The following is a 21,452-nucleotide window of genomic DNA, read 5'->3' on the forward strand; positions in this document are numbered from 1 at the left end:
CCGCATCCGGGCCTATGCGGACCATGGAAGCGCGCGTGAAGGCTGGTATTTGGGTCTCCATGGCACTGCGGCTCGCCGATATCGGCGGCCGCAGCGGCGCGGTGCTGCGCAAGGGCGACCCGGATTCGGGCGGCATCCTCTGCGTGCTGCGCGGGCGGGAGGGGCTGGTCGTGCTCAGTCAGGTGCGCGATGCGGAAGGCCGCCAAGCTTGGCTCCGGGGCACGGGACCTGTGCCGGTCGAAGATTCGGTCGCCGATGCCTATGTCGAACGGCAAGTGAAACGCGACCCGGATTTATGGGTTGTGGAGTTCGACGCACCGGATCTGGTGCCACCCTTTGAGGGCAAGCTTATCTGACCGTTGAGATTTTTTGCAAAATCAACACGTTGCATGGCACTGTTCATTACCCCTTAAAGGGAACGTCCGCCTGCTCTCAACAGGTCGAACCTATGTCGCAATAAAGTTAGCCTTTCAGACGCATCCGTGAGATGCGAAGTTTCGCTTTGTGGTTTCAATCGCTGAGGCTTGGTCGCCAATTGCGTCCGGCATGGCGAATTGGCGATGTCTTTTTCCCGGAGGTCCAATGGCGACGCCCCGCCCGATTTTGATCGTCGAGGACGATGCTGCCCTGCGTTCCACCCTGGTCGAGCAGCTCGCCATGGATGGCGATTTCGCGGCCGACGAGGCCGAGAGTGCGGGCGAGGCGGAGGCCAAGCTCGCCAATGCCAATGCCCGCTATGATGCCATCCTGCTCGATATCGGCCTGCCCGATGCCGATGGCCGCGATTTCTGCGCCAAGCTCCGCCGCGAGGGGCGGCAGATGCCGATCATCATGCTGACCGGCGCCGATGCCGAGGCGGATGTGGTGCGCGGGTTGGATGCCGGCGCCAACGACTACATCGCCAAGCCCTTCCGCCTGCCGGAGCTGCTGGCCCGGGTTCGTGCCCAGCTGCGCGTCTTCGACAATTCGGAGGACGCCGTCTTCACCATCGGCCCCTACCTGTTCCGGCCGAGCGCCAAGCTGCTGATGGAGCCGGCACGCAACCGCAAGATCCGGCTGACCGACAAGGAAGGCGCGATCCTGAAATTCCTCTACCGGGCAGGCGGCAAGCCCGTGCCGCGGCAGATCCTGCTGAACGAGGTTTGGGGCTACAACAGCGCGGTGACGACCCACACGCTCGAGACCCATATCTACCGGCTGCGCCAAAAGATCGAGCCCGACCCCTCCCAGACCCGCCTTCTGCTGACCGAGGCCGGCGGCTACAAGCTCGACCCGGTGGCCGGTAACCCGCCTACCTAGGGCGGTCTCGGTGCGCGCTGACATGAAGAAGCAGGACTAACCTATTGCTAACCGGGCAAATTCACTCCGATCGGTGACTTCACTCCCTTCGGGGCTTGCTCTACCGGTCGGTCAGCCGCAGCTCGATCCGCCGGTTGCGCGCCAGCGCCTCCGGCGTCTCGCCAGGGTCTAGCGGCTGGTTGTCGCCGAAAGCCGTCGCCGCCACCCGGTTCGGCGGCAGCCCTTCCGCCATCAGGAGCTGCGAGACGGCGATGGCCCGCGCGGCCGAGAGCTCCCAGTTGCTGGCATAGCGTGGGCTGCGGATCGGGGTGCGGTCGGCATGGCCGTCCACGCGGAGCAGCCAGTTCACATCCTGCGGTATTCTCGAAGCGAGGTCCTGCAGCACCCTGGCGATGGCCCTGATCTGCTGCTGCCCGGTCGGGGACAGCTCGGCGCTGCCGGGCGGGAACAGCACCTCCGACTGGAAGACGAAGCGGTCGCCGACGATGCGGACGTCCGGCCGATCGCCGAGCACATCGCGCAGCCGACCGAAGAAATCACTGCGATAGCGCTGCAGTTCCTCGACGCGGGCAGCGAGTGCCGCGTTCAGCCGGGTGCCGAGTGCGCTGATCTGCGCATCCTTGTCCCGCCCGGAGGTCTCGGCCGCATCCAGCGCCGCGGCGATCCGGGCGAGCTGGTTGCGCAATTCCTCGATCTGGCGGCCGAGCAGGGCGACCTGGGCGCGGGCGCTCTCGGCAAGGCGGGTCTGCTCGCCCGCCACGCGCTCGGCGGCCTGTCGCCGCTCCGTTTCCGCCGCCGCGGCCCGCTCGGCGGCGAGGCGGCGCTCCTGTTCGCTGCCGGTGGCCGCCTCGGCCGTGGTGCGGCGCTGAGCCTCGTCGCCGGCGCGCCGTGCCGCCTCCTGCGCCTGGCGCTCCAACTGGTCCCGCAACGCGGTCAGCGCCCGCACCTGCTCGTTGAGCCGGGCGACATCGGAGAGCCGCGCCTCGATGGTGGCCCGATCCGCCTTCACCTGCTGGTCGAGCGCCGCCATCTCCTGCCGCATGGTCGCAAGCTGGCGCTGCGCCTCTGCAAGCTGGCCCTGCGCCTCCTGGAGCTGCCGCCGCAGCCCGGCCAGCTCCTGGCGCGCCGTCTCGGTCGCGCCCCGCGCCTCGCCGAGCTGCCGGTCGAGATCGGCTGCCCGCGTCTCCTGCTGCTGCCGCGCGCCACGCTCGGCGGCGAGTGTCCGCGTCGCCTCGGTCAGCCGGGCGACGGTCTGTGCGGCATCGCCGCCGGTCGCCTCGGCCCGCTGCAAGGCATCGGCCAGCTGGCGTTCCAGCGTGGCGATGCGCTCCGGGGCGCCGCGGCTGGTCAGCTCCAGATCGGCAAGGCGGGCCGTCAGCTGGTCCCGCTCGCCGCGCGCCGCATCACGCTCGGTGGACAGCCGGTCCCGCTCCTCCCTCAGGTCGCGCAGCTGCGTCTGCAGGGCGTCTCGCGCTGCCGCCGCGCCGCGAAGCTCCTCGGCGGTGCGGGTGAGGGCGCTCCGCAACTCGCCGGTCTGGCCGCGCTCCAGCGACAGCAGCTCGGCCAGTTCGGCCACCTGCCGGTTCAGCCGGTCGAGCGCCCGGTCGCGCGAGGAAAGGGCGACGGACAGGAAGCCCTGCGCCAGCACGAAGACCAGCAGCACGAAGATGAGCACCATGAGGAGCGTCGACAGCGCATCCACATAGCCCGGCCAGGCATCGAGCCCGCCGCCCCCCCGTGCCCGGCGCCTTCCGCCAGACCCCGCCATTACCGGGACTGATCTTCGGACAGCGCTGCGATCGTGCGCGCAACAAGCTTGATCTCACTGCGGATTTCGTTGGTCGCCTGCTGCCGCCCCTGCGCCACGTCCTCGGCCAGCCGGGCGAGGTGCAGCTCAACATTGCGCAGATGGCCGCGCAGCACCTCGTCGGCTTGCGGTTGCGCCTGTGTATCGGCCAGCCGCGTCAGCACCGGGGCGAGCTGCGCCTGCTGCTCCGCGACGCGCAGCATGAGGGACTGGCTTGCCCGCATCTGGTCGGTCAGTGCCGTCAGCCGTTCGGTGAGGGTCAGCATCGCCTGGCCAGTCTGCGCCCGGCCCTCCTCGCCCCGCGCCAGGATGCGCTGGAGCCCCTCCAGATTTTCCGCCGTCTGCTCCAGCAGCGCCTGCACATAGGCCGGCACGCTGCCCATGGCCTCGCCGCCCGCATCGCCGAGCACGCCGGAGGATAGGCGGGTGATGCCGGCCAGCCATTCCTCCAGCTCGTTGTAGAAGCGGTTCTGCGCCTGTCCCGCCGTGAGATCGAGGAAGCCGAGCACCAGCGCCCCCGCCAGCCCCAGCATGGAGGAGGAGAAGGCCGTTCCCATGCCCCGCAGCGGCTGGGCGAGGCCGGTCTTCAACTGGTTGAAGAGCTGGTTGAGGTCGCCCGACCCGACCGACATCCCCCCGATCACCTCGGAAACCGAACCGATGGTCAGCAGCAAGCCCCAGAAGGTGCCGAGCAGGCCGAGGAAGATCAGCAGCCCGGTCATGTAGCGCGACAATTCCCGTGTCTCGTCGAGGCGGGAGGCGATGCCGTCCAACACGCTCCGCATCGCCGGCGCCGAGAGCGAGAGCCGGTCGGAGCGCCGGGCGGAGAACATGCTGGCCATCGGCCCGAGCAGGCTCGGGGCCGGCTGGGCCGGAGCGCCGAGCTTCGGGGCGCGGAAATTTTCGAGCCAGGCGACCTCCGGCTTCAGCACCAGCACCTGGCGGAGATTCCAGGCGATGCCGATGAACAGCACGCCGAGGATCAGCCCGTTCAGCAGCGGATTGGCGCCGAAGGCGGTGGCGAGTTCCGGCGCCAGCAGCAGCCCGACCCCAAGCACCACGGCCAGGAAGATCAGCATGCGCCAGAGGAAGCGGAGCGGGGGGGTCATCGACCGATCTCCATCCGGTTGCGCCTCATCGTGCCGGCGGCGGCGCGGGCGGCTGGATGTCGGCGGCGTCCAGTGCCTCGGCGGTGTGGCCCATCGGGCGCAGGTCGATCCGCGTCGGTGCCACCCCGGCCGCGGCAAGGGCCTGCTTCACGGCCAGCGCCCGGGCGAGGCTCAACCGCCGCGCGATGGAGATATCGGCGACCGGGGCGGAGGCCTGGGTCGTCACCGTCACCCGCCCGGGCGGCCCGGCGCCAATTCGCCGGCCGAATTCGGCGAGGCTGGCCTCGGCCCCTTGTGGGAGCCCTTCGGCCCCGGGGGCGAAGCGCAGCCGTGCTCCCCCATCGGGCAGGGCTTCCAGCAAGGCCGGCAGCCCATGCAGGGCTGGTCCCGGCCGGGGTGGAGCAGGGGCAGCAGGCCGGCTCAGATCGGCCGGGCTCGGCTCCGTCGCGGCGGGCGGGGCAGGGATGCTCTCCTCCGTCCCCGCCGGCTGAGCCGCGGCCGGATGCAGGCTGGCCAGCAGCCAGAGGGCGAGGGCGAAGCGCGTCACTTCACCAAACTAGGACATGGCCGATGCCGAGGTCCATGGCGCGGCCTCAGCCGGCTTGGCGCTGGCGGCTCGCCTCGGCGGCGGCCACGCCCTCCGCCACCACCTCGCGCAGCTTGCCCTGCAGCGCCTGGTTGCCGGCGACCACATTGCCCTCCGCGTAATAGGCATCGCCGCCCTGCGGGTCGGTGACGAAGCCGCCCGCCTCCCGCACCAGGACGAGGCCCGCGGCGATGTCCCACTTCTTCAGGTTCAGCTCCCAGTAGCCGTCGTAGCGGCCCGCCGCCACCCAGGCGAGGTCGAGCGAGGCCGCGCCGAAGCGCCGGATGCCCGCCACCTGCGGCATGATGCGGGCGAGGGTATGGGTGAACTCCGCGCGGCGCGGCGCCGCGGCGAAGGGGATGCCGGTGGCGAACAACGCCTCCCGCATGTCCTTCCGCCCGGAAACGCGCAGCCGCCGGTCGTTCAGGAAGGCGCCGACGCCCCGCTCCGCCCAGAAGATCTCGTTCGCGGCCGGGTTGTAGACGACGCCGGCGACGAGTTCGCTCCGCCCGTCCTCCAGCCGCCGCTCGATGCCGACGCTGATCGCCCAGTGCGGGATGCCGTGGAGGAAATTGCTGGTGCCGTCGAGCGGATCGACCACCCAGCGCCATTCCCAGTCATCTGCGCCATGGGTGCCGCTTTCCTCCATGAGGAAGGCGAAATTGGGCCGCGCCCGGCCGAGATCCTGACGAAGCGTCTCCTCCGCCCGCAGGTCGGCCTGGGAAACGAAGTCGCCGGGCCCCTTGGCCGAAACCTGGAGCTGCTCGACCTCGGCGAAGTCGCGCAGCAGCCGGCGCCCGGCCTTCTGCACCGCCGAGACGACGACATTGAGCGCGGGCGAGAGACGGGCAGGAGACGCCAAGACTCGATTCCTCCCTTAGCCCTTGGCCCGCTCCACGTAGGAGGCGTCCTCGGTGCTCACGACGATCTTCTCGCCGGTGGTGACGAAAGGCGGCACCATGGTCTTCACGCCGTTCGACAGCATGGCCGGCTTGTAGGAGGAGGCGGCGGTCTGCCCCTTCACCACCGGGTCGGCCTCGACCACCTCGAGCGTCACCTGCGGCGGCAGGGTCATCGCCACCGGCTCGCCCTCGATCAGCCGCACGCCGACGGTCATGTTCTCGACCAGGAAGGGCAGCCGGTCGCCGAGGATGTCCTTCGACACCGTCGTCTGCTCGTAGGTCTCCGGGTCCATCAGGATGAGCGTGTCGCCCTCGGCATAGGAGTAGGTGAACTCCTTGTCCTCGGTCATCAGCCGCTCGACGGTATCCGCCGTGCGCCAGCGCTGGTCCTTCTTCGCGCCGGTCTTGATGTTGCGCATGTCGACCTGGATGATCGCGTTGCCCTTGCCCGGGATCATGATGTTCTGCTTGAGGATGGTGTAGCGCTGGCCTTCGAACTCGATGACCATGCCGGCACGCATCTGGTTGGCTTGCATCTTTGCCATGGGGCGGGACCTGACGTCTGAAAGGGCGGAATGAGCAGTGGCGCGCCGACGGGGCCGGCACGCGGACCGGGCGGGGTTTAACGGGCAAGCATCCCGCTGGCAACCTCGCCGACCGATCCGTCCCCGGCGCGCTTACCGTCAAGCCCATGTGATCCCGCGGCTGGCGCTCCTGCTTTCATGACGCCGACGCAAGCGATAGCGTGCCTGCCGCCTTTGACTTGGGGCCGCATTGAGACTGGAGAGTGCACAAGCCGAAAACCAACCCGGAGGGGAATATCCATGGCCTATGCCGAGCGCGTGCAGCACTGGAACCGCCTGTATGACCAGGCGCCCGAGGACCTGCGGTTCAACGTCGTCGCCGGAGCGGTGGTGCTGATCGGCGCCGTCAACATGTGGCTGACGGTCACAATCGGCTTCCCCTTCGCCCTGCTGGTTCTCCTCGCCATCGCGGCGCTGACCGCGATCCGCCTGCCGCATGCCATGGGCTGGGTCCATCCGCACCCGGAGCAGCAGGGCCGCGCGCAGATGCGCATCGAGGGCGCCGACAGCCTCTACCGCTGGAACCTCTGGTATGACGGGCTGACGGAGCCGCAGCGCAGCGCCGTGCTGGTGGTCATCCTGCTCGGCGCCGGCATCGTCAACATGCTGCTGACGATCGGCAACGGCTTCCCCTTCGGCCTGCTCTTCCTGCTGGCGATCCTGGCGCTGGTTGCCGTGCGCGGCCCCTATGCGGCGGGCTGGCTGGTGCCGCCGGCCGAGCCTCGGCTGAAGGGCCCGCAGGCGCCGCTGCTGGAGCGCGAACCGGTCGCCGTCAGCCGCCAGGTCGAGGCGCAGCCTATCCGGCGCGATCAGGCGCCGTCATAGGCCGGGCCGAGCGGCACCTTGCCGGCACCGCCCGGCCGTTCCTGCACATAGGTCGGCCAGGCGAGGCCACTGACCCTCCCGCGCAGCGCCCTGAGCAGCGCGCGGCCTTCCTCCACCGGCACGGCGAAGCGCGCCGTCCCCGGCGCCGGGTCGAGCTGGTGGAGGTAGTAGGGCTTTACCCGCGCCCGCAGCATGGCGCGGAACAGCGCCTCCAGCGCCTCGACGCTGTCGTTGACGCCGCGCAGCAGCACGCTCTGCCCGAGCAGCACGACGCCCGCGCGGTGCAGCCGCCCGAGCGCCGCGATGGCGGCGGTCGAGAATTCCCGCGCGTGGTTGGCATGGACGCAAAGGTAAAGCGGCCTCGCCACCGCCCCGAGCGCCTCCGCAAGCGCCGGGGTGACGACATCGGGCGCCGCCACCGGCACGCGGCTGTGGATGCGCAGCAGCTCGATATGCGGCATCGCCGCGAGCCGTCCGAGGATCGCGCCCAGCCGCCGCGGCGAGAGCATCAGCGGATCACCGCCGGTGAGGATCGCCTCCCGCACCGTCGGCGTCTGCGCGAACCAGCCGAGCGCGGCCTCCAACGCCGCCTCGCCCAGCACGCCGCCATCGGCGCCGACCGCTTCGCGGCGGAAGCAGAAGCGGCAATAGACCGGGCAGGCCAGCAGCGGCTTCAGCAGTGCCCGGTCCGGGTAGCGGTGCACCACGCCCGCGACCGGGGTGTGGGGCGCATCCGCCGTCGGGTCCTCGAGTTCGTGCGAGGCGGTCAGCAACTCGGCGGCATCGGGGATGTATTGCCGGGCGATGGGGTCCGCCGGATCGGCGCGGTCGATCAGCCCGGCGATGGCGGGCGTCACGGCGATGCTGTAGCGCGCGCCGACCCGTGCCACGGCGTCCACGGCATCGGCGGGCAGCAGCCCGGCATCGGCGAGATCGGCGGCGCTGCGGAGGGTGCGGGTCAGCATGATGCGGCGGGAGCTAATCCCTGGCATGCTCCGCGGCAATGCCTCCCTTGCCGAACTGGCACCCGGAAAGCCTCGCCAACCGGTTGCCCTTCCTCCGCCGCCGCGCCGCGCTGACGGCGGCCACCCGCGATTTCTTCGCCAGCCGCGGATTCACCGAGGTGGAGACGCCCTGCCTCGTGCCCGTGCCGGGGATGGAGGTGCATCTCCAGGCCTTCCGCAGCGAATACCTGCCCCATCTCGGCGTCGGCGCGCGGCGGACGCTCTGGCTCCGCACCTCGCCGGAACTGGCGCTGAAGCGCCTGCTCGTCGCCGGCGCCGGCCCGGTCTTCGAGCTGGCCCGGGTGTGGCGCAACGGCGAGGCGAGCCCGCGCCACGCCCCGGAGTTCACCATGCTCGAATGGTATGCGCCGGGCCTCGGCCTCGCCGGGCTGATGGACCAGGCAGAGGATTTCGTCCGCAGTGTCTGCCCGCCGCGCGTCCGCCATGAGGGGGTGGAGACCGACCTGACCCGGCCCTTCGAGCGGATCACCATGGCCGAGGCCTTCGACCGCTGGTGCGGCGGGCTCGACATCCTGGCGACGGAGGGCGACGCCGGCGCGCTCGGTGCCGCAGCCAGCGCCATCGGCAGTTCGCCGCGCGAGGGCGAGGGGTGGGAAGACCTGTTCTTCCGCCTGCTGCTGGAGCGGGTCGAGCCGCATCTCGGGCGGGAGCGGGCGACCTTCCTCACCCATTGGCCGGCGCCGCAGGCGGCGCTCGCCCGGCGCGATCCGGCCGACCCGCGCGCCGCGCTGCGCTTCGAGCTTTTCATTGGCGGGATCGAGCTGGCCAATGCCTTCGACGAGCTGACCGACCACGTCGAGCAGCGCGCCCGCTTCATCGCCGATACGGAGGCCCGCCGCGCGCAGCACCCCGGCGAGGCCTGGGACATCGACGAGGAATTCCTCGCCGCGCTGGAGCACGGCATGCCGGAGGGCAGCGGCATCGCCCTCGGCTTCGACCGGCTGGCGATGCTGGCATCCGGCGCCCGCCGGATCAGCGACGTGCTGTGGCTACCCGCGCTGCCCTGACCACCTCCGGGAGGGCGAGGGCGAGGCTCGCCAGCGAGGCTAGGGTCGCCACTTGGCAATAAGTGCAGAAGGCCCGGTTCTCTGCCCATTCCTCCTGGCCGAGCTTGAGGCAGTTGTAGGAATCCCGACCTGTCTTGGCCGCCAGCGCCAGTGCCAGGGCCGGCATCTCCTCCGCTCGGTCGCGCCCGCCGGCGGCGGCCAGCGCCGCGGTCACGCCGTAGGTGACGAGCATCAAGGCCCCGTCCGGCATCTGCGGCCGGCTGTAGCGGTAGTCCGAGGCATCGACGCGGCTCGAATCGAAGGGGCCGGCGGGTCCGGCAGCCGCCGGACCACCCCCATCTGGAACAGGGTGACGATCTGCGCCGCCAGCGTGCCGAGCAGCGACAAACCCAGGATCTAGCGCCGCCGCCGCAGGTCGGGCCCGCGGCCGAGGCGCAGCTCGCGCGAGAGCAGCCCGGGAGGGGGTGCCATCGCCCTACTTCCGATGGGTGTTGATGCCGCCATCGGCGGCCAGGCGCTGGCCGCCCTGGAGATGGTTCGGGCTGCCCTTCGGCCCATGCGCCTGGGCGCGGCTGCCGTGCGGCCCGCTGTCGTCCGGCCGCCCGAAAGCCGCTCCCGCATCCGGGTCGAGCGCCATGCGCCGGGCCAGCTCCGCCTCGTCCACCATGGCCTCCGCCGCCTGGGCCGCCGGGAGCGACAGGCGCACCAGCCCGCCCTCGAGGCTTGCCACCAGCTTGCGCGGTAGCCAGCGATGCTGGCCCTGCTCGTCGCGCATCAGCTTGATGTACTCGCCCTCGGTGCCGTCCACCGTGCCGACGTTACGCCCGTCGCTGCCGATGACTGGGATGTGGTCGGGAATCTCGCCATGGGCGAGGTCTGCTGCGTTGGCCATGCGTCCCTCCTGCCGTGTCCTGCAGGGGAACGGGCGGGGAGGGGCTGGGGTTCAGCCGCCGGCTTCTGCCTTCCGCAACCGATCCAGCATGGCCGGCGCCCGCTCGCGCGGCAGGAAGTAGAAGACGAAGACATAGGGGTCGGAGGCGGCGAAGACGGAGGGGTCCGGGCTCGCCACCTGCATGGTGGCGCGGTCGAACTCGGCAATGGGCCGCCAGTCGCCCCAATGCTCCCAGAGGCCGTCATACCCAAGCGCGTCGAGGAAGGCCGGCACCGCCCAGGTGCTGCCGGGCCGGTGACGTTCCTCGATCTCGATCGAGAGGACGGGGCGGCAGCGCCGCAGCGTCTCCACGGCGCCGCGCAGCACCTCGTATTCCGCCCCCTCGGCATCGAGCTTCACTGCCGTCAGGTCGTCGAGGCCGAACTCGTCGAGCCGGCGCAGCGGCACCGTGACCTGCCGCTCGCCGACATGCGCCCCGTGGCCGTCATAGCGCTTGGCGAGGCTCGCCCACTGCGCGTTCGGCACGCCATCGACGACCGGAAGGCGCAGCACCGCCTCGCCCGTCGCGTCGCCGAGCGCCTCCTGCCGGAGCGTCACATGCGCAAGATGGCCGGCGGCGGCGCGGAGCCGGGCGAAGCTCGCCGGCAGGGGCTCGAAGGCGAGGACGCGCGAGCCGGGCAGGGCGGCCAGCGGCAGGGTAAAGCCGCCCTCATGCGCGCCGATATCGAGCAGCGTCCCCGGACGGTACAGGGCGCGGTGGAAGCCGAGCTCATCCATCGGCGCGGATGGTGCCCTGCGAGACCGGCACCACCCCGCCGCCGACCGCGGCGCGCAGCCCGCCCGCGGCGTCCCGCCAGGCGCGAATCGCAAGCCGGCTCGGCCGGCCCATCTCGATGCCCTGCTCGACGTCAAGCGCGATGCCGTCGCCGCCCGATGCCCGCAGCAGCAGCGCGGCAAGGGCCACATTGGCGCTGCCGGTTGCCGGGTCCTCGGGGATGCCCTCCAGCGGGCCGAACATCCGGCCTCGCCTCCGCCCATCCGGCAGCGGCGCATGCAGGTAGAGCCCCGTCGCCACGCTCACCGGCAGATGCGCGCGGAATGCCGTCGCATCGGGGTTTGCCGAGGCCAGCGCCGCCGCGTCGGTGACCTCGGCGAAGGCGATGCTGTTGCCGCAGCCGCCGATGAGCGGCGCATGGGTCCGCGTGACAATGGCCGAGGCGGGCAGGCCCGCGCAGGCCGCCGCTGCCTCCGCCGTGAAGGGTGCGATCTCGGCGAAGGGGCGTGGGGCCTCGATTTCGGCGCCGGTGACGGCACCGGCCTCGTCCCGCGCCAGCCGTGCCACCACCCGCCCGGCAGCCTGGTCGAGCAGCACCTCCTCGCCCGCGATCCCAAGCCGCCGCGCCAGCAGCACCGCCGCGCCGACATTCGGGTGGCCGGCGAAGGGCAGTTCGGAGCCCGGGGTGAAGATGCGGATGCGGGCCGTATGGCCCTCGGCTGCGAGGACGAAGACGGTCTCGGAAAGGTTGAACTCTCGCGCCAGGCGCTGCATCGCGGCCGTGTCGAGGGCGGCGGCATCGAAGACGACGGCGAGGGGGTTGCCGCCGAAGCGGCGCTCGGTGAAGACATCCGCCGTCTCGAACTCAAGCCGCATGGTCAGGCCTCCTCCTGTGCCTCCGAGAAGCGGATCAGGTAGCCGTCCGGATCCTGCACCAGGAACTGCCGCACGGTCACGCCGCCCGTGCCGATGCGGTAGTGCTGCACCTCCGGCGGCATGAAGAGCGGCCAGCCGATGGCGGCCAGCGCCTCGAGGATCGGCTCCACCGCCTCCACCGCCATCTCGAAATTCACATGCCGGCCGAAGGGAGGCACCGTCTCCGCCACCTGCCAGCGATGCGGCCGGTCCTTCGGCAGCTCGTCGAGCATGAGGCGCGAGCCGCCCCGCTCGATGCAGGCGAAGCCGTCCTCGGGCCGGTCGTAAAGCACGGTGAAGCCGCAGGGGCCGCACCAGAAGGCGAGGCTGCGACGGAGCTCCGTCACCATCAGCTCCGGCACGAGCGCCGGCTGCCTCACCCCGCCATCGCCTCGGCGATGGCCCGGTTCATCGCGCGCACGCCGGCGGCGGGGCCCTCGGGGTGGTTCCAGACGGCGCCGACCACGGCGAGGAAATCCGCCCCCGCCCGCACCAGCGGGGCGCAATTGGCCGCGGTGATGCCGCCGATGGCGACCGAGGGCAGCTCGAAGAATTCCTGCCACCATTCCAGCAGGCCAGGCTCGGCGCGGTGCTTCGCCTCCTTGGTGGAGGTCGGGAAGAATGCGCCGAAGGCAACGTAGTCGGCGCCGACCTCGCCGGCCTCCATCGCCAGGTGGCGGCTGCCGTGGCAGGTGATGCCGAGCGTCCGCTCGGGCCCCAGCAGGCGCCGGGCGGCGGCATGGTCGCCATCCTCCTGGCCGAGATGGGCGCCGTCGCAGCCCAGCTCCGCGGCGAGGTCGGCGCGGTCGTTCATCAGCACGGCGACGCCGCGGGCTTGGGCGACGGGCAGCATGGCTTCCGTCGCGCGGCGCACCGTGTCGTCATCGGCATCCTTAAGCCGGATCTGCAGGGCGGCGACGTCGCCCGCGTCCAGCGCTTCCGCCAGCCGCGCCGAAAACCCCGCCGGCTCGAAGGCCGGCGGGGTGATCAGGTAGAGCCGGCAGCCCTGCTCGCTCAGGCGGCGGGGCCCTTGTAGATGCCGATGATGTCGGAGAGCAGCTGCAGCGCCTCCGCCTTCGGCCGCTGGAAGGTGTTCCGCCCGATGATGGAGCCGTTGCCGCCGCCGGCATGGATGCCGCGCGCCATCGCCATCATGCTGTCCACGGTGCCGGCCTCGCCGCCGGAGAAGACCACCAGCCGGCGCCCGCCGAAGCAGGCCTGCACCACATGGGTGATGCGGCCCGACAGCTCGGCGAGGTTCGGCACCGGCGACTTCTCGTAGGTCTTCTTGGCGGCATCCAGGAAGATCGCCTCGGTCGGCGGCTTCACCTTGATGATGTGGGCACCCATCAGCGCCGCCATGTGGGCGGCATAGGCGCAGATATCGAGCGCCGTCTCACCCACCTTGTCCAGCATCGGGCCGCGCGGGTAGCTCCACACGACGACGGCGAGGCCGGCGGCCTTCGCCTCCTCCGCCATCTCGCGCAGCTCCTCCATCATCTCGAACTGGTACTCGGAGCCCGGATAGATGGTGAAGCCGATGGCCGAGCAGCCGAGGCGCAGCGCGTCGGAGACGCTGCCGGTCAGCGCCTGGTCCTTGGTGGTGGAGAGGCTGTTGGAGCTGTTGACCTTGAGGATGGTCGGGATGGCGCCGGCATAGCTCGCCGCCCCCGCCTCGATCATGCCGAGCGGAGCGGCATAGGCGTTGAGCCCCGCCTCGACGGCCAGCTCGAAATGGTAGCGCGGGTCGTAGGCGGCCGGATTCGGCGCGAAGGAGCGGGCCGGACCGTGCTCGAAACCCTGGTCGACGGGGAGGATCACCATGCGGCCGGTGCCGCCGAGCTTGCCCTCCATCAGGATGCGGGCGAGGTTGGCCTTGGTCCCCGGGTTGTCGCTCTCATACCAGGAGAGGATGTCCTTGACCTTGCGGGAAAGCTTCATCGGAGTCCCTTTGCAGCCGTGTCGTCGCGTGCGGCGCGTCCTGTAGCGCGGGGTTGCGTTCCTGTCACCCGGCCGGACATAGCCATTGCGCGAGCTTGTTGCGTCCGCCGGGCGAATTGAGGTCGATCCGGCCCGGATCGAAGGCTGGTGGCGGCTCCGGCCGAAGCTCCGCGCCATATTCCTCCGCCGCGGCGGCGACGGCGCCGAAAGCCGGGCATGGGGCCAGGACCAGCAGCCGCAGCCCGGCCCGCAGCGCCGCCAGCGCCAGGCCGGGCGCCTCCGCGCAATCCATCATCACCCGATGCGGCAGGCCCGGCCGCGCCGCCGCTGCCGCCGCAACCATGGCGAGGAAGACGCCAGGCGCCATCCCGGGCGCCGACAGCAGCGTGGCGCCGAGCGGCCCGACCAGGGCCAGCGCCGCCTCGGCCTCCGCCCGCCCATGCACGCGGACGGCCGGCGGCAGCGCCTCCGGCATTTTCCCTGGCCGTTGACCCGCCTCGGCACCCATGCGAAGCCTTCCAGCATGCCGGTGCGGCGCCGTCCAGCGCGTCCATCGGCGACGCGTCCCGGTGGAGAGGCATGAGCGACAGCGCGAGGGATCCGGTCGGGGTGGCGGCGGCGCGCCTGGAAGCGGCGGTGGAGCGGCTTACCGAGGCCTTCGCCCGCGGCCATCTTCCAGCCGCCGAGGGCGACATGGTGCCCCGTGCCGAGGTTGCCGCCATGGCCGAGCGGCTGGAGGCGACCATCGCCCGGCTGCGCGGAGCATTGGCGGAGGAGCTGCGGCCGGAGGCGCCACCGGAGCCGCCGCCGGCCGAGACGTATTGAGGGGGTAGCGCGTGGGGCAGGTCACCGTCCGGGTCAATGGCTACAGCCACACCATCGGCTGCAAGGACGGCGAGGAGGGGCATGTCCTCGCCCTCGCCCAGCAGATCGAGGAGAAGGTCCGGCTGATCCGCGGCATGGGCGGGCAGTTCTCCGAGGCACGGATGCTGCTGCATGTCGCGCTGCTGCTGGCCGACGAGGGCGGCGACCTGCGCGTGGAGATCGACCGCTTGCGCAGCGGCCAGCCGGGCGGCGCCGACCCGCAGCTCGCCGACCGCCTGGCGCGCATCGCCGAGCGGATCGAGGGGCTGGCGCAGACGCTGGACCGCAACACCTAGTCTCGGGGTGCCTCAGCGCCTATATGCATCGGGCGGGGCTGCCCGGTGCGTCTGGTAATTCATCCCCAGGGCCAATAAGCATCCTCCGGGAGCTGGCTCTGTCCGGATCTTGGTCCGGGTACCCGGTGCCCACCTGCTCACGCAGGCCTTGGGAGGATGAGACGCCGACGGCCATGGTGGCTCCGCACTCAGACAGCACGGCCTTCTGCGCCGAATTGCTTACCGGCCTGAAGGGCGAGGCTCGTCGCCAGGCGCTCGCGCGGCGTGCCGGTTGCGACCCGCGGCTCGGCACGCGGCTGGCCGAGCGACTCCTCGCCGAAGCCCCGCCGCCGCCCGGTGCCCTTGTCGGCGGATTCTGGCCCATGGGCGAGGAGATCGACATCCGCCCGCTGCTCCAGGCGCTCGAGGCGCGGGGCCACCCGCTCGCCCTGCCGGTGACGCCGCGCCGCGGCCAGCCGCTGATTTTCCGCCGCTGGCAGTTCGGTGCGCCGCTCGCCCGCGGCCCGATGGGCACCAGCCAGCCGGCCGAGGGCGAGGCTGTGACGCCTGGATGGCTCCTCGTCCCCTTGCTCGCCTTCGACCGCGCCGGGCGCCGCCTTGGCTATGGCGGCGGCTATTACGACCGGACGCTGGCCCTGCTGCCCGAGGCGATGCCCATCGGCTGCGCCTATGCCGCGCAGGAGATGGCGGAGGTGCCGGCCGGGCCCGAGGATTGGCGGCTGCCTATGGTGGCGACGGAAGCGGGCATGGTGCGATGCGGGGTGTGACCGGTTGAGACTCCTTTTCCTCGGCGATGTCGTCGGCCGCAGCGGGCGTGATGCCCTGACGGCGAAGCTTCCCGGCCTCCGTGCCAGCCTCCGCGCCGACCTCGTCGTGGTGAATGGCGAGAATGCCAGCCATGGCTTCGGCCTCGCGCCCGATATGGCACGCGCCTTCCTCGCCGCCGGGGCCGATGTCATCACCCTCGGCAACCATGCCTGGGACCGGAAGGAGATCATCCCCTTCCTCGAGACCGAGCCGCGCGTCATCCGCCCGGCGAATTTCCCGCCCGGTACGCCCGGCCGCGGTGCGGTGGTTGTCGATGTGCCCGGCAACCGTCGCGCGCTCGTCGTCAACGTGATGGGCCGGCTGTTCATGGACGCGCTGGATGACCCTTTCCGGGCTGTCCAGGCGGAGTTGCAGCGGCATCGCCTCGGTCAGACCATCCATGCGGCAGTGATCGACGTGCACGCCGAGGCAACGAGCGAGAAATACGCCTTCGGCCACAGCTTCGACGGCCTCGCCAGCCTCGTGATCGGCACCCATACGCATACGCCGACGGCGGACCACCAGATCCTCGCCGGCGGTACCGCTTACCAGAGCGATGCCGGCATGTGCGGCGACTATGACAGCGTCATCGGCATGCAGAAGGGCGGCGCTGCGCTGCGCTTCTGGCGCAAGATGCCGGGGGAGAAGCTGGCTCCGGCGGAGGGCGAGGCGACGCTCTGCGGGCTCTTCGTCGAGACGGACGATGCGACCGGGCTGGCGCTGGGCGTCGCACCGGTGCGGCTGGGCGGGAGGCTGTCGCAGGCGATGCCGGGCGTGTAGAAGCCCGCTCGTCGCGCCTCAATTCTTCAGGGCTTGAAGCCGGCGCCTGGAAAGCCGCTGAACAGCTTCAGCTCGATGGGCAGATTTGAGGGATTTAGGGTTTGAGGCGGGGGCGAGCGGCCCAGGTGCCGCGAGGGTTCGGGCAGATATTATTGTAACGTTACGGATGCCCTGGAGGCAAGGTCTTCGGCGGCCGGGCTTCCGGTAGCCTTCCACCTCGCCGTCGAGCCCAAGCATGACAGGAAGACCGCCTAGGACCTACCGCCCGAGGCTCGCCTGCATCTCGTCGAGGATCGCCGGGTCGTCGATGGTCGGCGGCACGGTGTAGCTCTCGCCATCGGCGATCTTGCGGAGGGTGGCGCGGAGGATCTTGCCGCTGCGGGTCTTGGGCAGGCGGGACACCACCTTGGCGTCCTTGAAGGCGGCGACGGGGCCGATGCGGTCGCGGACCATGGCCACCAGCTCGCGGGCGAGATCGGCCTCGGACTTCGTTGTGCCGGATTTGAGGACGACGAGGCCGAGGGGGACCTGGCCCTTCAGGCTGTCCTTCACGCCGAGAACGGCGCATTCGGCGACGTCGGGGTGGGCGGCCAGGACCTCCTCCATCGCGCCGGTGCTGAGGCGGTGGCCGGCGACGTTGATGATGTCGTCGGTGCGGGACATGACGGAGACATAGCCCTCGGCGTCGATGACGCCGGCGTCTGAGGTGTTGTACCAGCCGGGGAAGGCCTCGAGATAGGCCTCGCGGCAACGGTCGTCCGCCTGCCAGAGCGTCGGCAGGCAGCCGGGGGGCATCGGCAGGCGGATGGCGAGTGTGCCGGTCTGGCCGGGGGGCTGGGGCTGGCCGGCATCGTCGAGGGCGGCGACCTCGTAGCCGGGCGAGGGCTTGCCGCCGCTGCCGAAGCGCGGCTCGAACAGGCCGAGGCCGCGGAAATTGCCGGTGATGGCCCAGCCCGTCTCGGTCTGCCACCAATGGTCGATCACCGGGCGCCGCAGAAGGCCGGCGGCCCACTCGGCGGTCGGTGGGTCGCAGCGTTCGCCGGCGAGAAAGAGGGCCTCAAGCGCCGAAAGGTCGTGGCCGGTCATCAGGCGGCCCTCCGGGTCCTCGCGCTTGATGGCGCGCATGGCGGTGGGGGCGGTGAACATCGCCTTCACCCGGTACTGCGCGCAGACCCGCCAGAAGGCGGAGGCATCCGGCGTGCCGACCGGCTTGCCCTCGTAGAGCACGGTGGTCGCGCCGGCCAGGAGCGGGGCGTAGACGATGTAGGAATGGCCGACGACCCAGCCGACATCGGAGGCGGTGAACATCACGTCGCCGGCGCCGATGCCGTAGAGCATGCGCATGGAGTTGTGCAGGGCGACGGCATGGCCGCCATTGTCGCGGACGACGCCCTTCGGCTTCCCCGTCGTGCCGCTGGTGTAGAGGATGTAGAGCGGGTCGGTGGCGGCAACGGGGACGCAGGGGTGCGGGGCGGCGGCGGCCTCGGCCTCGAGCAGGTCCTCGTCGCGGCCGGGGGTGAGGGCGCAGTCCAGCTCGGGGCGGCGCAGGATCAGGCAGTGCGCCGGCTTGTGCGGGGAGAGGCCGATCGCGGCGTCGAGCAGTGGCTTGTAGGCGACGACGCGGCCCGGCTCGATGCCGCAGGAGGCGGAGATGACGAGCTTGGGTTGGGCGTCGGCGATGCGGGCCGCCAGCTCGGCGGCCGCGAAGCCGCCGAAGACGACGGAGTGGACCGCGCCGAGCCGGGCGCAGGCGAGCATGGCGATGGGCGCCTCGGGCACCATGGGGAGGTAGATGACGACGCGGTCGCCCTGGCCGATGCCGCGGGCGGCCAGCGCCCCGGCGAGCTTCGCCACGCGGGCAAGCAGGGCGTCGTAGGTGTAGGTGGTGCTGCGGCCCGTCACCGGGCTGTCGTAGTGCAGGGCGGGCTGGGCCCCGCGGCCGGCGGCGACGTAGCGGTCGAGCGCGTTGTGGCAGGTGTTCAGCCGCGCATCGGGGAACCAGCGGCCGTAGACGCCGGCTTCCGCGTCGAAAATGCGCTCCGGTGCGCGGTCCCAATCGATGCCTTGCGCGGCCTCGCGCCAATAGGCCTCCGGATGGGCCCGCCAGGCGGCGTAGGTGGCGTCATAGCCTTGCATGGTTTCGCTCCCCGTTTCGGGGAAGGTGGCAAGCCCGCAGCCCGGCGGCAAGCGGCATGAAAAAAGGCGCCGGGGTTGCCCCCGGCGCCCTGCTCCAGCCCTGCCGCGCCGGTCAGCGCGTGGTGGAGGATGCGTCGTCGAAGATGTCGCGGTCCTTGGTCTCCGGAATGAAGATCATCCCGATGACGAAGGTCGCGAGTGCGATCACGATCGGGTACCAGAGACCGAAATAGATGTCGCCGGTCTGGGCCACCATCGCCAGCGAGGTGGCCGGCAGCAGGCCGCCGAACCAGCCATTGCCGATATGGTAGGGCAGCGACATCGAGCTGTAGCGGATGCGCGTCGGGAAAAGCTCCACCAGCGCCGCCGCGATCGGCCCGTAGACCATGGTGACGTAGATCACCAGCACGGTCAGCACGCCGATGATGACCGCCGGCTGCTCGCGGAAGATGTCGAAGGGCCCGGCCATCTTCACCACCGTCGGGTTGGAGGCGGCCGGGTAGCCCGCCGCCGTCAGCCCCGCCGCGAGTTGCTGGGCGAAGGCCGGGTCCGTCGCCCGGATCGGCGCGCCGTTGTTGATGCGGATCGCCGTCTCGCCCGCCGCCACGCCGCCTTCGACCGAATACTGCACCGAGGCCCGCGCCAGCGCCGACTTGGCGATGTCGCAGGGCTGGGTGAAGCGGGCGGTGCCGACCGGGTTGAACTGGAAGGAGCAGCTGTCCGGATCCGTCAGCACCTGCACTGGGATGGTCTGCTGCGCCTGGTGCAGCGCCGGGTTGGCCTCCGCCGTCAGCAGCTTGAACAGCGGGAAGTAGGTCAGCGCCGCGATCAGGCAGCCGCCGAGGATGATCGGCTTGCGGCCGATCTTGTCGGACAGCCAGCCGAACAGCACGAAGCCGCCGGAGCCGAGGAGCAGCGACCAGGCGATCAGCAGGTTCGTCGTGGGGCCGTCGACCTTGAGGATCGAGCCGAGGAAGAACAGGGCGTAGAACTGCCCGGTGTACCAGACCACCGCCTGGCCCATGGTCAGGCCGAGCAGCGCGAGCAGCGCCCATTTGGCGTTGCTCCACTGGCCGAAGGCCTCCGACAGCGGCGCCTTGGAGCCGGTGCCCTCGGTCTTCATCTTCTGGAAGGCCGGGCTCTCGTTCAGCGTCGAGCGGATCCACACCGAGATGCCGAGCAGGACGATCGAGACGAGGAAGGGCACGCGCCAGCCCCAGGCCGCGAAATCCGCCTCGCCCGTCCAGGTGCGGACGCCGAGGATGACGAGCAGCGAAAGGAAGAGCCCCGCCGTCGCGGTGATCTGGATGAAGGAGGTGTAGAAGCCCCGCCGCCCGTTCGGCGCGTGCTCGGCGACATAGGTCGCGGCACCGCCATACTCGCCGCCGAGCGCGAGTCCCTGGAGGCAGCGCAGCAGGATCAGCAGGATGGGCGCGGCGATGCCGATCGTCTCCGAGCCGGGCAGCAGGCCGACGATGAAAGTCGAGGCGCCCATGATGACGATGGTGACGAGGAAGGTGTATTTCCGCCCCACCAGGTCGCCGATGCGGCCGAAGACCAGGGCGCCGAAGGGGCGCACGAGGAAGCCGGCCGCGAAGGTCAGCAGCGCGAAGATGTTGCGCGTGCCCTCGGGGTACTGGCTGAAGAAGTGGGTGCCGATGAGCCCGGCGAGGCTGCCGTAGAGGTAGAAGTCGTACCACTCGAAGACGGTCCCCAGCGAGGAGCCGAGGATGACCTTCCTCTCTTCCTTCGTCATCGGCGCCGCCCGTCCCGCGGCCCCCGAGGTTGCGGTGTTTGCGCTCATTTCCTGCCCTTTCCTCCCGGCCAATCGCAGCCAGGGGAGGGGCAGGGGGCAGGCTGCGGGGAGGGCCCCCGACTGCATGCCGCAACGCCACCACCGCCAGCCGCCGCCGGGACCCAACCTTGCCAGGATGGCAACGGATGGCCGGAAAGGCAAGCGGATCGCGAGCTTCCTTAACCCGCGATGAAAGCGGGATTAACCGCGATCTATTTGGTGACGAAGGCCTTTTCGAGCACGTAGCTGCCCGGCTCGTTGTTCGAGCCCTCGGTGAAGCCGCGCGCCTCGAGCAGCGCCTTCACATCGGCATTCATTGCCTCGGAGCCGCAAAGCATCACCCGGTCCTGCTCGGGCGAGAGCGCGGGCAGGCCGAGATCGGTGAAGATCTTGCCCGATTCGATCAGGTCGGTGATGCGGCCCTGGGTGGGGAAGGGCTCGCGCGTCACGCTCGGGTAGTAGAGCAGCTTGCCCGCCAGCATCTCGCCGAGGAATTCGTGCCGTGGCAGCTCCTCGCTGATGAGTTGGCGGTAGGCCAGCTCCTTCACCTCACGCACCGTGTGGCAGACCACCACATGCTCGTAGCGCTCATAGACATCCGGCTCGCGGATCAGCGACATGAAAGGGGCGAGTCCGGTGCCCGTGGCGATCAGCCAGAGAGTCTTGCCCGGCAGCAGATTCTCGGTGAGCAGCGTACCCGTTGGCTTCTTGCCGATGACGACCGTGTCGCCCGGCTTGATGTGTTGGAGGCGTGAGGTCAGCGGCCCGTCCTGCACCTTGATGGAAAGGAATTCGAGCTCCTCCTCCCAAGGCGGGCTGACGATGGAATAGGCCCGCACCAGCGGCTTGCCCTCGGCCATGAGCCCGATCATGGCGAACTGCCCGGCGACGAAGCGCAACCCCGGGTCCCGCGTGCAGCGGAAGGAGAAGAGCCGGTCGGTCCAGTGATGGACCCAGGTGACCGTCTCGCCGTTGAAGGCCGGCGGGATGGCGGGTTTCGGGCTGGGAGCGAGGGCGTTCATGGCATTGCTACATGCTGCGCTGCGGCGAAAGATGCAACTACCGTCGTGAAATGCCTGCCATGCACGCGCGAGATTGGTCTTTCGC

The 21,452-nt window shown here is 70.6% G+C and carries 24 protein-coding genes, 1 other RNA gene and 1 pseudogene; 9 read left to right on the forward strand and 17 right to left on the reverse strand.

Features of this window, described 5'->3' with window-relative positions; genetic code table 11:
- Positions 1-23: 23 nt before the first annotated feature.
- Positions 24-356, forward strand: a complete 333-nt coding sequence (locus tag LH62_RS19920; RefSeq protein ID WP_043366237.1) for a DUF1491 family protein — start codon at positions 24-26, stop codon at positions 354-356.
- A 226-nt stretch (positions 357-582) separates the two neighbouring features.
- A complete protein-coding gene (locus LH62_RS19925; protein WP_043363773.1) occupies positions 583-1,299 on the forward strand; it encodes a response regulator transcription factor in 717 nt (238 codons plus the stop codon).
- 100 nt (positions 1,300-1,399) lie between these two features.
- Here the strand turns inward: LH62_RS19925 and LH62_RS19930 are convergent, their stop codons facing one another.
- From LH62_RS19930 to efp, 5 genes are read right to left on the reverse strand one after another with little or no spacing between them, the layout of a single operon-like run.
- Positions 1,400-3,067: a peptidoglycan -binding protein gene (locus LH62_RS19930; RefSeq protein WP_043363774.1), complete on the reverse strand. Its 1,668-nt coding sequence runs from the start codon at positions 3,065-3,067 to the stop codon at positions 1,400-1,402.
- A complete protein-coding gene (locus LH62_RS19935; protein WP_043363775.1) occupies positions 3,067-4,215 on the reverse strand; it encodes a hypothetical protein in 1,149 nt (382 codons plus the stop codon). The genes LH62_RS19930 and LH62_RS19935 overlap by 1 nt, the downstream gene beginning before the upstream one ends.
- A 25-nt stretch (positions 4,216-4,240) precedes the next feature.
- The gene (locus LH62_RS28595; protein WP_052214732.1) at positions 4,241-4,762 is read right to left on the reverse strand and encodes an OmpA family protein; all 522 of its coding nucleotides are present in this window, start codon (positions 4,760-4,762) and stop codon (positions 4,241-4,243) included.
- A gap of 46 nt (positions 4,763-4,808) precedes the next feature.
- Positions 4,809-5,663 carry an inositol monophosphatase family protein gene (locus LH62_RS19945; RefSeq protein ID WP_043363776.1) on the reverse strand — a complete coding sequence of 285 codons (855 nt, stop codon included), beginning with the start codon at positions 5,661-5,663 and terminating at the stop codon, positions 4,809-4,811.
- Between the two features lie 15 nt (positions 5,664-5,678).
- A complete protein-coding gene (gene efp, locus LH62_RS19950; protein WP_043340827.1) occupies positions 5,679-6,248 on the reverse strand; it encodes an elongation factor P in 570 nt (189 codons plus the stop codon).
- Positions 6,249-6,527: 279 nt separating this feature from the next.
- Between efp and LH62_RS31230 the strand changes: the two genes are divergently transcribed.
- Complete coding sequence (locus LH62_RS31230; RefSeq protein ID WP_043363777.1) at positions 6,528-7,112, forward strand: hypothetical protein; 585 nt, start codon at positions 6,528-6,530, stop codon at positions 7,110-7,112.
- Here LH62_RS31230 and LH62_RS19960 read toward each other — a convergent pair.
- On the reverse strand, positions 7,097-8,104 hold the full coding sequence (locus tag LH62_RS19960) for a lysine-2,3-aminomutase-like protein (RefSeq protein WP_236552584.1): 1,008 nt from the start codon (positions 8,102-8,104) through the stop codon (positions 7,097-7,099). The two genes, LH62_RS31230 and LH62_RS19960, sit on opposite strands and share 16 nt — an antisense overlap.
- An 11-nt stretch (positions 8,105-8,115) precedes the next feature.
- Between LH62_RS19960 and epmA the strand changes: the two genes are divergently transcribed.
- Entirely contained in the window at positions 8,116-9,144 is a 1,029-nt protein-coding gene (epmA, locus tag LH62_RS19965; protein WP_043363781.1) for an EF-P lysine aminoacylase EpmA, read from the forward strand.
- Here the strand turns inward: epmA and LH62_RS31625 are convergent.
- The 8 genes and pseudogenes from LH62_RS31625 to LH62_RS20005 all read right to left on the reverse strand — a co-directional run.
- A pseudogene (locus tag LH62_RS31625) lies at positions 9,110-9,433 on the reverse strand (vitamin K epoxide reductase family protein); the annotation flags it as partial. The gene epmA and the pseudogene LH62_RS31625 overlap by 35 nt on opposite strands.
- A 186-nt stretch (positions 9,434-9,619) precedes the next feature.
- Positions 9,620-10,036, reverse strand: coding sequence for a DUF2171 domain-containing protein (locus tag LH62_RS29425; protein ID WP_082012678.1), 417 nt, complete (start codon positions 10,034-10,036; stop codon positions 9,620-9,622).
- A gap of 51 nt (positions 10,037-10,087) precedes the next feature.
- The gene (locus LH62_RS19980; RefSeq protein WP_052214733.1) at positions 10,088-10,813 is read right to left on the reverse strand and encodes an FkbM family methyltransferase; all 726 of its coding nucleotides are present in this window, start codon (positions 10,811-10,813) and stop codon (positions 10,088-10,090) included.
- Complete coding sequence (locus tag LH62_RS19985; RefSeq protein WP_043363782.1) at positions 10,806-11,687, reverse strand: PhzF family phenazine biosynthesis protein; 882 nt, start codon at positions 11,685-11,687, stop codon at positions 10,806-10,808. The genes LH62_RS19980 and LH62_RS19985 overlap by 8 nt, the downstream gene beginning before the upstream one ends.
- Positions 11,688-11,689: 2 nt before the next feature.
- Positions 11,690-12,106: a VOC family protein gene (locus tag LH62_RS19990; protein WP_201445554.1), complete on the reverse strand. Its 417-nt coding sequence runs from the start codon at positions 12,104-12,106 to the stop codon at positions 11,690-11,692.
- Positions 12,103-12,744 (reverse strand): thiamine phosphate synthase, encoded by a 642-nt coding sequence (gene thiE / locus LH62_RS19995; RefSeq protein ID WP_043363784.1) that lies wholly within the window; start codon positions 12,742-12,744, stop codon positions 12,103-12,105. Before thiE ends, LH62_RS19990 begins: the two co-directional genes overlap by 4 nt.
- The gene (locus tag LH62_RS20000; protein ID WP_043363785.1) at positions 12,741-13,667 is read right to left on the reverse strand and encodes a class I fructose-bisphosphate aldolase; all 927 of its coding nucleotides are present in this window, start codon (positions 13,665-13,667) and stop codon (positions 12,741-12,743) included. The genes thiE and LH62_RS20000 overlap by 4 nt, the downstream gene beginning before the upstream one ends.
- A 64-nt stretch (positions 13,668-13,731) precedes the next feature.
- Entirely contained in the window at positions 13,732-14,175 is a 444-nt protein-coding gene (locus LH62_RS20005; RefSeq protein ID WP_144404556.1) for a hypothetical protein, read from the reverse strand.
- Between the two features lie 71 nt (positions 14,176-14,246).
- Here LH62_RS20005 and LH62_RS20010 point away from each other — a divergent pair, with 71 nt between their 5' ends.
- The 5 genes from LH62_RS20010 (at position 14,247) to LH62_RS20025 (ending at position 16,414) form a co-directional block, all read left to right on the forward strand.
- Positions 14,247-14,492: a hypothetical protein gene (locus tag LH62_RS20010; protein ID WP_043363786.1), complete on the forward strand. Its 246-nt coding sequence runs from the start codon at positions 14,247-14,249 to the stop codon at positions 14,490-14,492.
- 11 nt (positions 14,493-14,503) lie between these two features.
- The gene (locus tag LH62_RS20015) at positions 14,504-14,827 is read left to right on the forward strand and encodes a cell division protein ZapA (RefSeq protein WP_043363787.1); all 324 of its coding nucleotides are present in this window, start codon (positions 14,504-14,506) and stop codon (positions 14,825-14,827) included.
- A gap of 32 nt (positions 14,828-14,859) precedes the next feature.
- A non-coding RNA gene (gene ssrS, locus LH62_RS29430) (6S RNA) lies at positions 14,860-15,014 on the forward strand.
- On the forward strand, positions 15,001-15,594 hold the full coding sequence (locus LH62_RS20020) for a 5-formyltetrahydrofolate cyclo-ligase (protein ID WP_052214735.1): 594 nt from the start codon (positions 15,001-15,003) through the stop codon (positions 15,592-15,594). The genes ssrS and LH62_RS20020 overlap by 14 nt, the downstream gene beginning before the upstream one ends.
- Positions 15,595-15,598: 4 nt before the next feature.
- Entirely contained in the window at positions 15,599-16,414 is an 816-nt protein-coding gene (locus tag LH62_RS20025; protein WP_043363788.1) for a TIGR00282 family metallophosphoesterase, read from the forward strand.
- A 258-nt stretch (positions 16,415-16,672) separates the two neighbouring features.
- Here the strand turns inward: LH62_RS20025 and LH62_RS20030 are convergent, their stop codons facing one another.
- From LH62_RS20030 to LH62_RS20040, 3 genes are all read right to left on the reverse strand, one after another.
- The gene (locus tag LH62_RS20030; protein ID WP_043363789.1) at positions 16,673-18,550 is read right to left on the reverse strand and encodes an AMP-binding protein; all 1,878 of its coding nucleotides are present in this window, start codon (positions 18,548-18,550) and stop codon (positions 16,673-16,675) included.
- Between the two features lie 112 nt (positions 18,551-18,662).
- On the reverse strand, positions 18,663-20,354 hold the full coding sequence (locus LH62_RS20035) for an MFS transporter (protein ID WP_201445555.1): 1,692 nt from the start codon (positions 20,352-20,354) through the stop codon (positions 18,663-18,665).
- A gap of 203 nt (positions 20,355-20,557) precedes the next feature.
- Positions 20,558-21,367, reverse strand: coding sequence for a ferredoxin--NADP reductase (locus LH62_RS20040; protein WP_052214736.1), 810 nt, complete (start codon positions 21,365-21,367; stop codon positions 20,558-20,560).
- Positions 21,368-21,452: the final 85 nt, after the last annotated feature.

It is taken from the genome of Belnapia sp. F-4-1 (assembly GCF_000802185.1).
GTDB lineage: Bacteria > Pseudomonadota > Alphaproteobacteria > Acetobacterales > Acetobacteraceae > Belnapia.

What these genes read in the sequence shown, in the direction of transcription:
- epmA (WP_043363781.1), top strand. Translation starts at nt 8,116, where the DNA reads ATGCCTCCCTTGCCGAACTGGCACCCGGAAAGCCTCGCCAACCGGTTG.
- LH62_RS31230 (WP_043363777.1), top strand. Translation starts at nt 6,528, where the DNA reads ATGGCCTATGCCGAGCGCGTGCAGCACTGGAACCGCCTGTATGACCAG.
- LH62_RS20010 (WP_043363786.1), top strand. Translation starts at nt 14,247, where the DNA reads ATGAGCGACAGCGCGAGGGATCCGGTCGGGGTGGCGGCGGCGCGCCTG.
- LH62_RS19920 (WP_043366237.1), top strand. Translation starts at nt 24, where the DNA reads ATGGAAGCGCGCGTGAAGGCTGGTATTTGGGTCTCCATGGCACTGCGG.
- LH62_RS20000 (WP_043363785.1), bottom strand. Translation starts at nt 13,667, where the DNA reads ATGAAGCTTTCCCGCAAGGTCAAGGACATCCTCTCCTGGTATGAGAGC.
- LH62_RS19925 (WP_043363773.1), top strand. Translation starts at nt 583, where the DNA reads ATGGCGACGCCCCGCCCGATTTTGATCGTCGAGGACGATGCTGCCCTG.
- LH62_RS20035 (WP_201445555.1), bottom strand. Translation starts at nt 20,354, where the DNA reads ATGAGCGCAAACACCGCAACCTCGGGGGCCGCGGGACGGGCGGCGCCG.
- efp (WP_043340827.1), bottom strand. Translation starts at nt 6,248, where the DNA reads ATGGCAAAGATGCAAGCCAACCAGATGCGTGCCGGCATGGTCATCGAG.
- LH62_RS19960 (WP_236552584.1), bottom strand. Translation starts at nt 8,104, where the DNA reads ATGCCAGGGATTAGCTCCCGCCGCATCATGCTGACCCGCACCCTCCGC.
- LH62_RS20040 (WP_052214736.1), bottom strand. Translation starts at nt 21,367, where the DNA reads ATGAACGCCCTCGCTCCCAGCCCGAAACCCGCCATCCCGCCGGCCTTC.
- LH62_RS19980 (WP_052214733.1), bottom strand. Translation starts at nt 10,813, where the DNA reads ATGGATGAGCTCGGCTTCCACCGCGCCCTGTACCGTCCGGGGACGCTG.
- LH62_RS20020 (WP_052214735.1), top strand. Translation starts at nt 15,001, where the DNA reads ATGGTGGCTCCGCACTCAGACAGCACGGCCTTCTGCGCCGAATTGCTT.
- LH62_RS29425 (WP_082012678.1), bottom strand. Translation starts at nt 10,036, where the DNA reads ATGGCCAACGCAGCAGACCTCGCCCATGGCGAGATTCCCGACCACATC.
- LH62_RS19985 (WP_043363782.1), bottom strand. Translation starts at nt 11,687, where the DNA reads ATGCGGCTTGAGTTCGAGACGGCGGATGTCTTCACCGAGCGCCGCTTC.
- LH62_RS19935 (WP_043363775.1), bottom strand. Translation starts at nt 4,215, where the DNA reads ATGACCCCCCCGCTCCGCTTCCTCTGGCGCATGCTGATCTTCCTGGCC.
- LH62_RS19930 (WP_043363774.1), bottom strand. Translation starts at nt 3,067, where the DNA reads ATGGCGGGGTCTGGCGGAAGGCGCCGGGCACGGGGGGGCGGCGGGCTC.
- LH62_RS20005 (WP_144404556.1), bottom strand. Translation starts at nt 14,175, where the DNA reads ATGGGTGCCGAGGCGGGTCAACGGCCAGGGAAAATGCCGGAGGCGCTG.
- LH62_RS20030 (WP_043363789.1), bottom strand. Translation starts at nt 18,550, where the DNA reads ATGCAAGGCTATGACGCCACCTACGCCGCCTGGCGGGCCCATCCGGAG.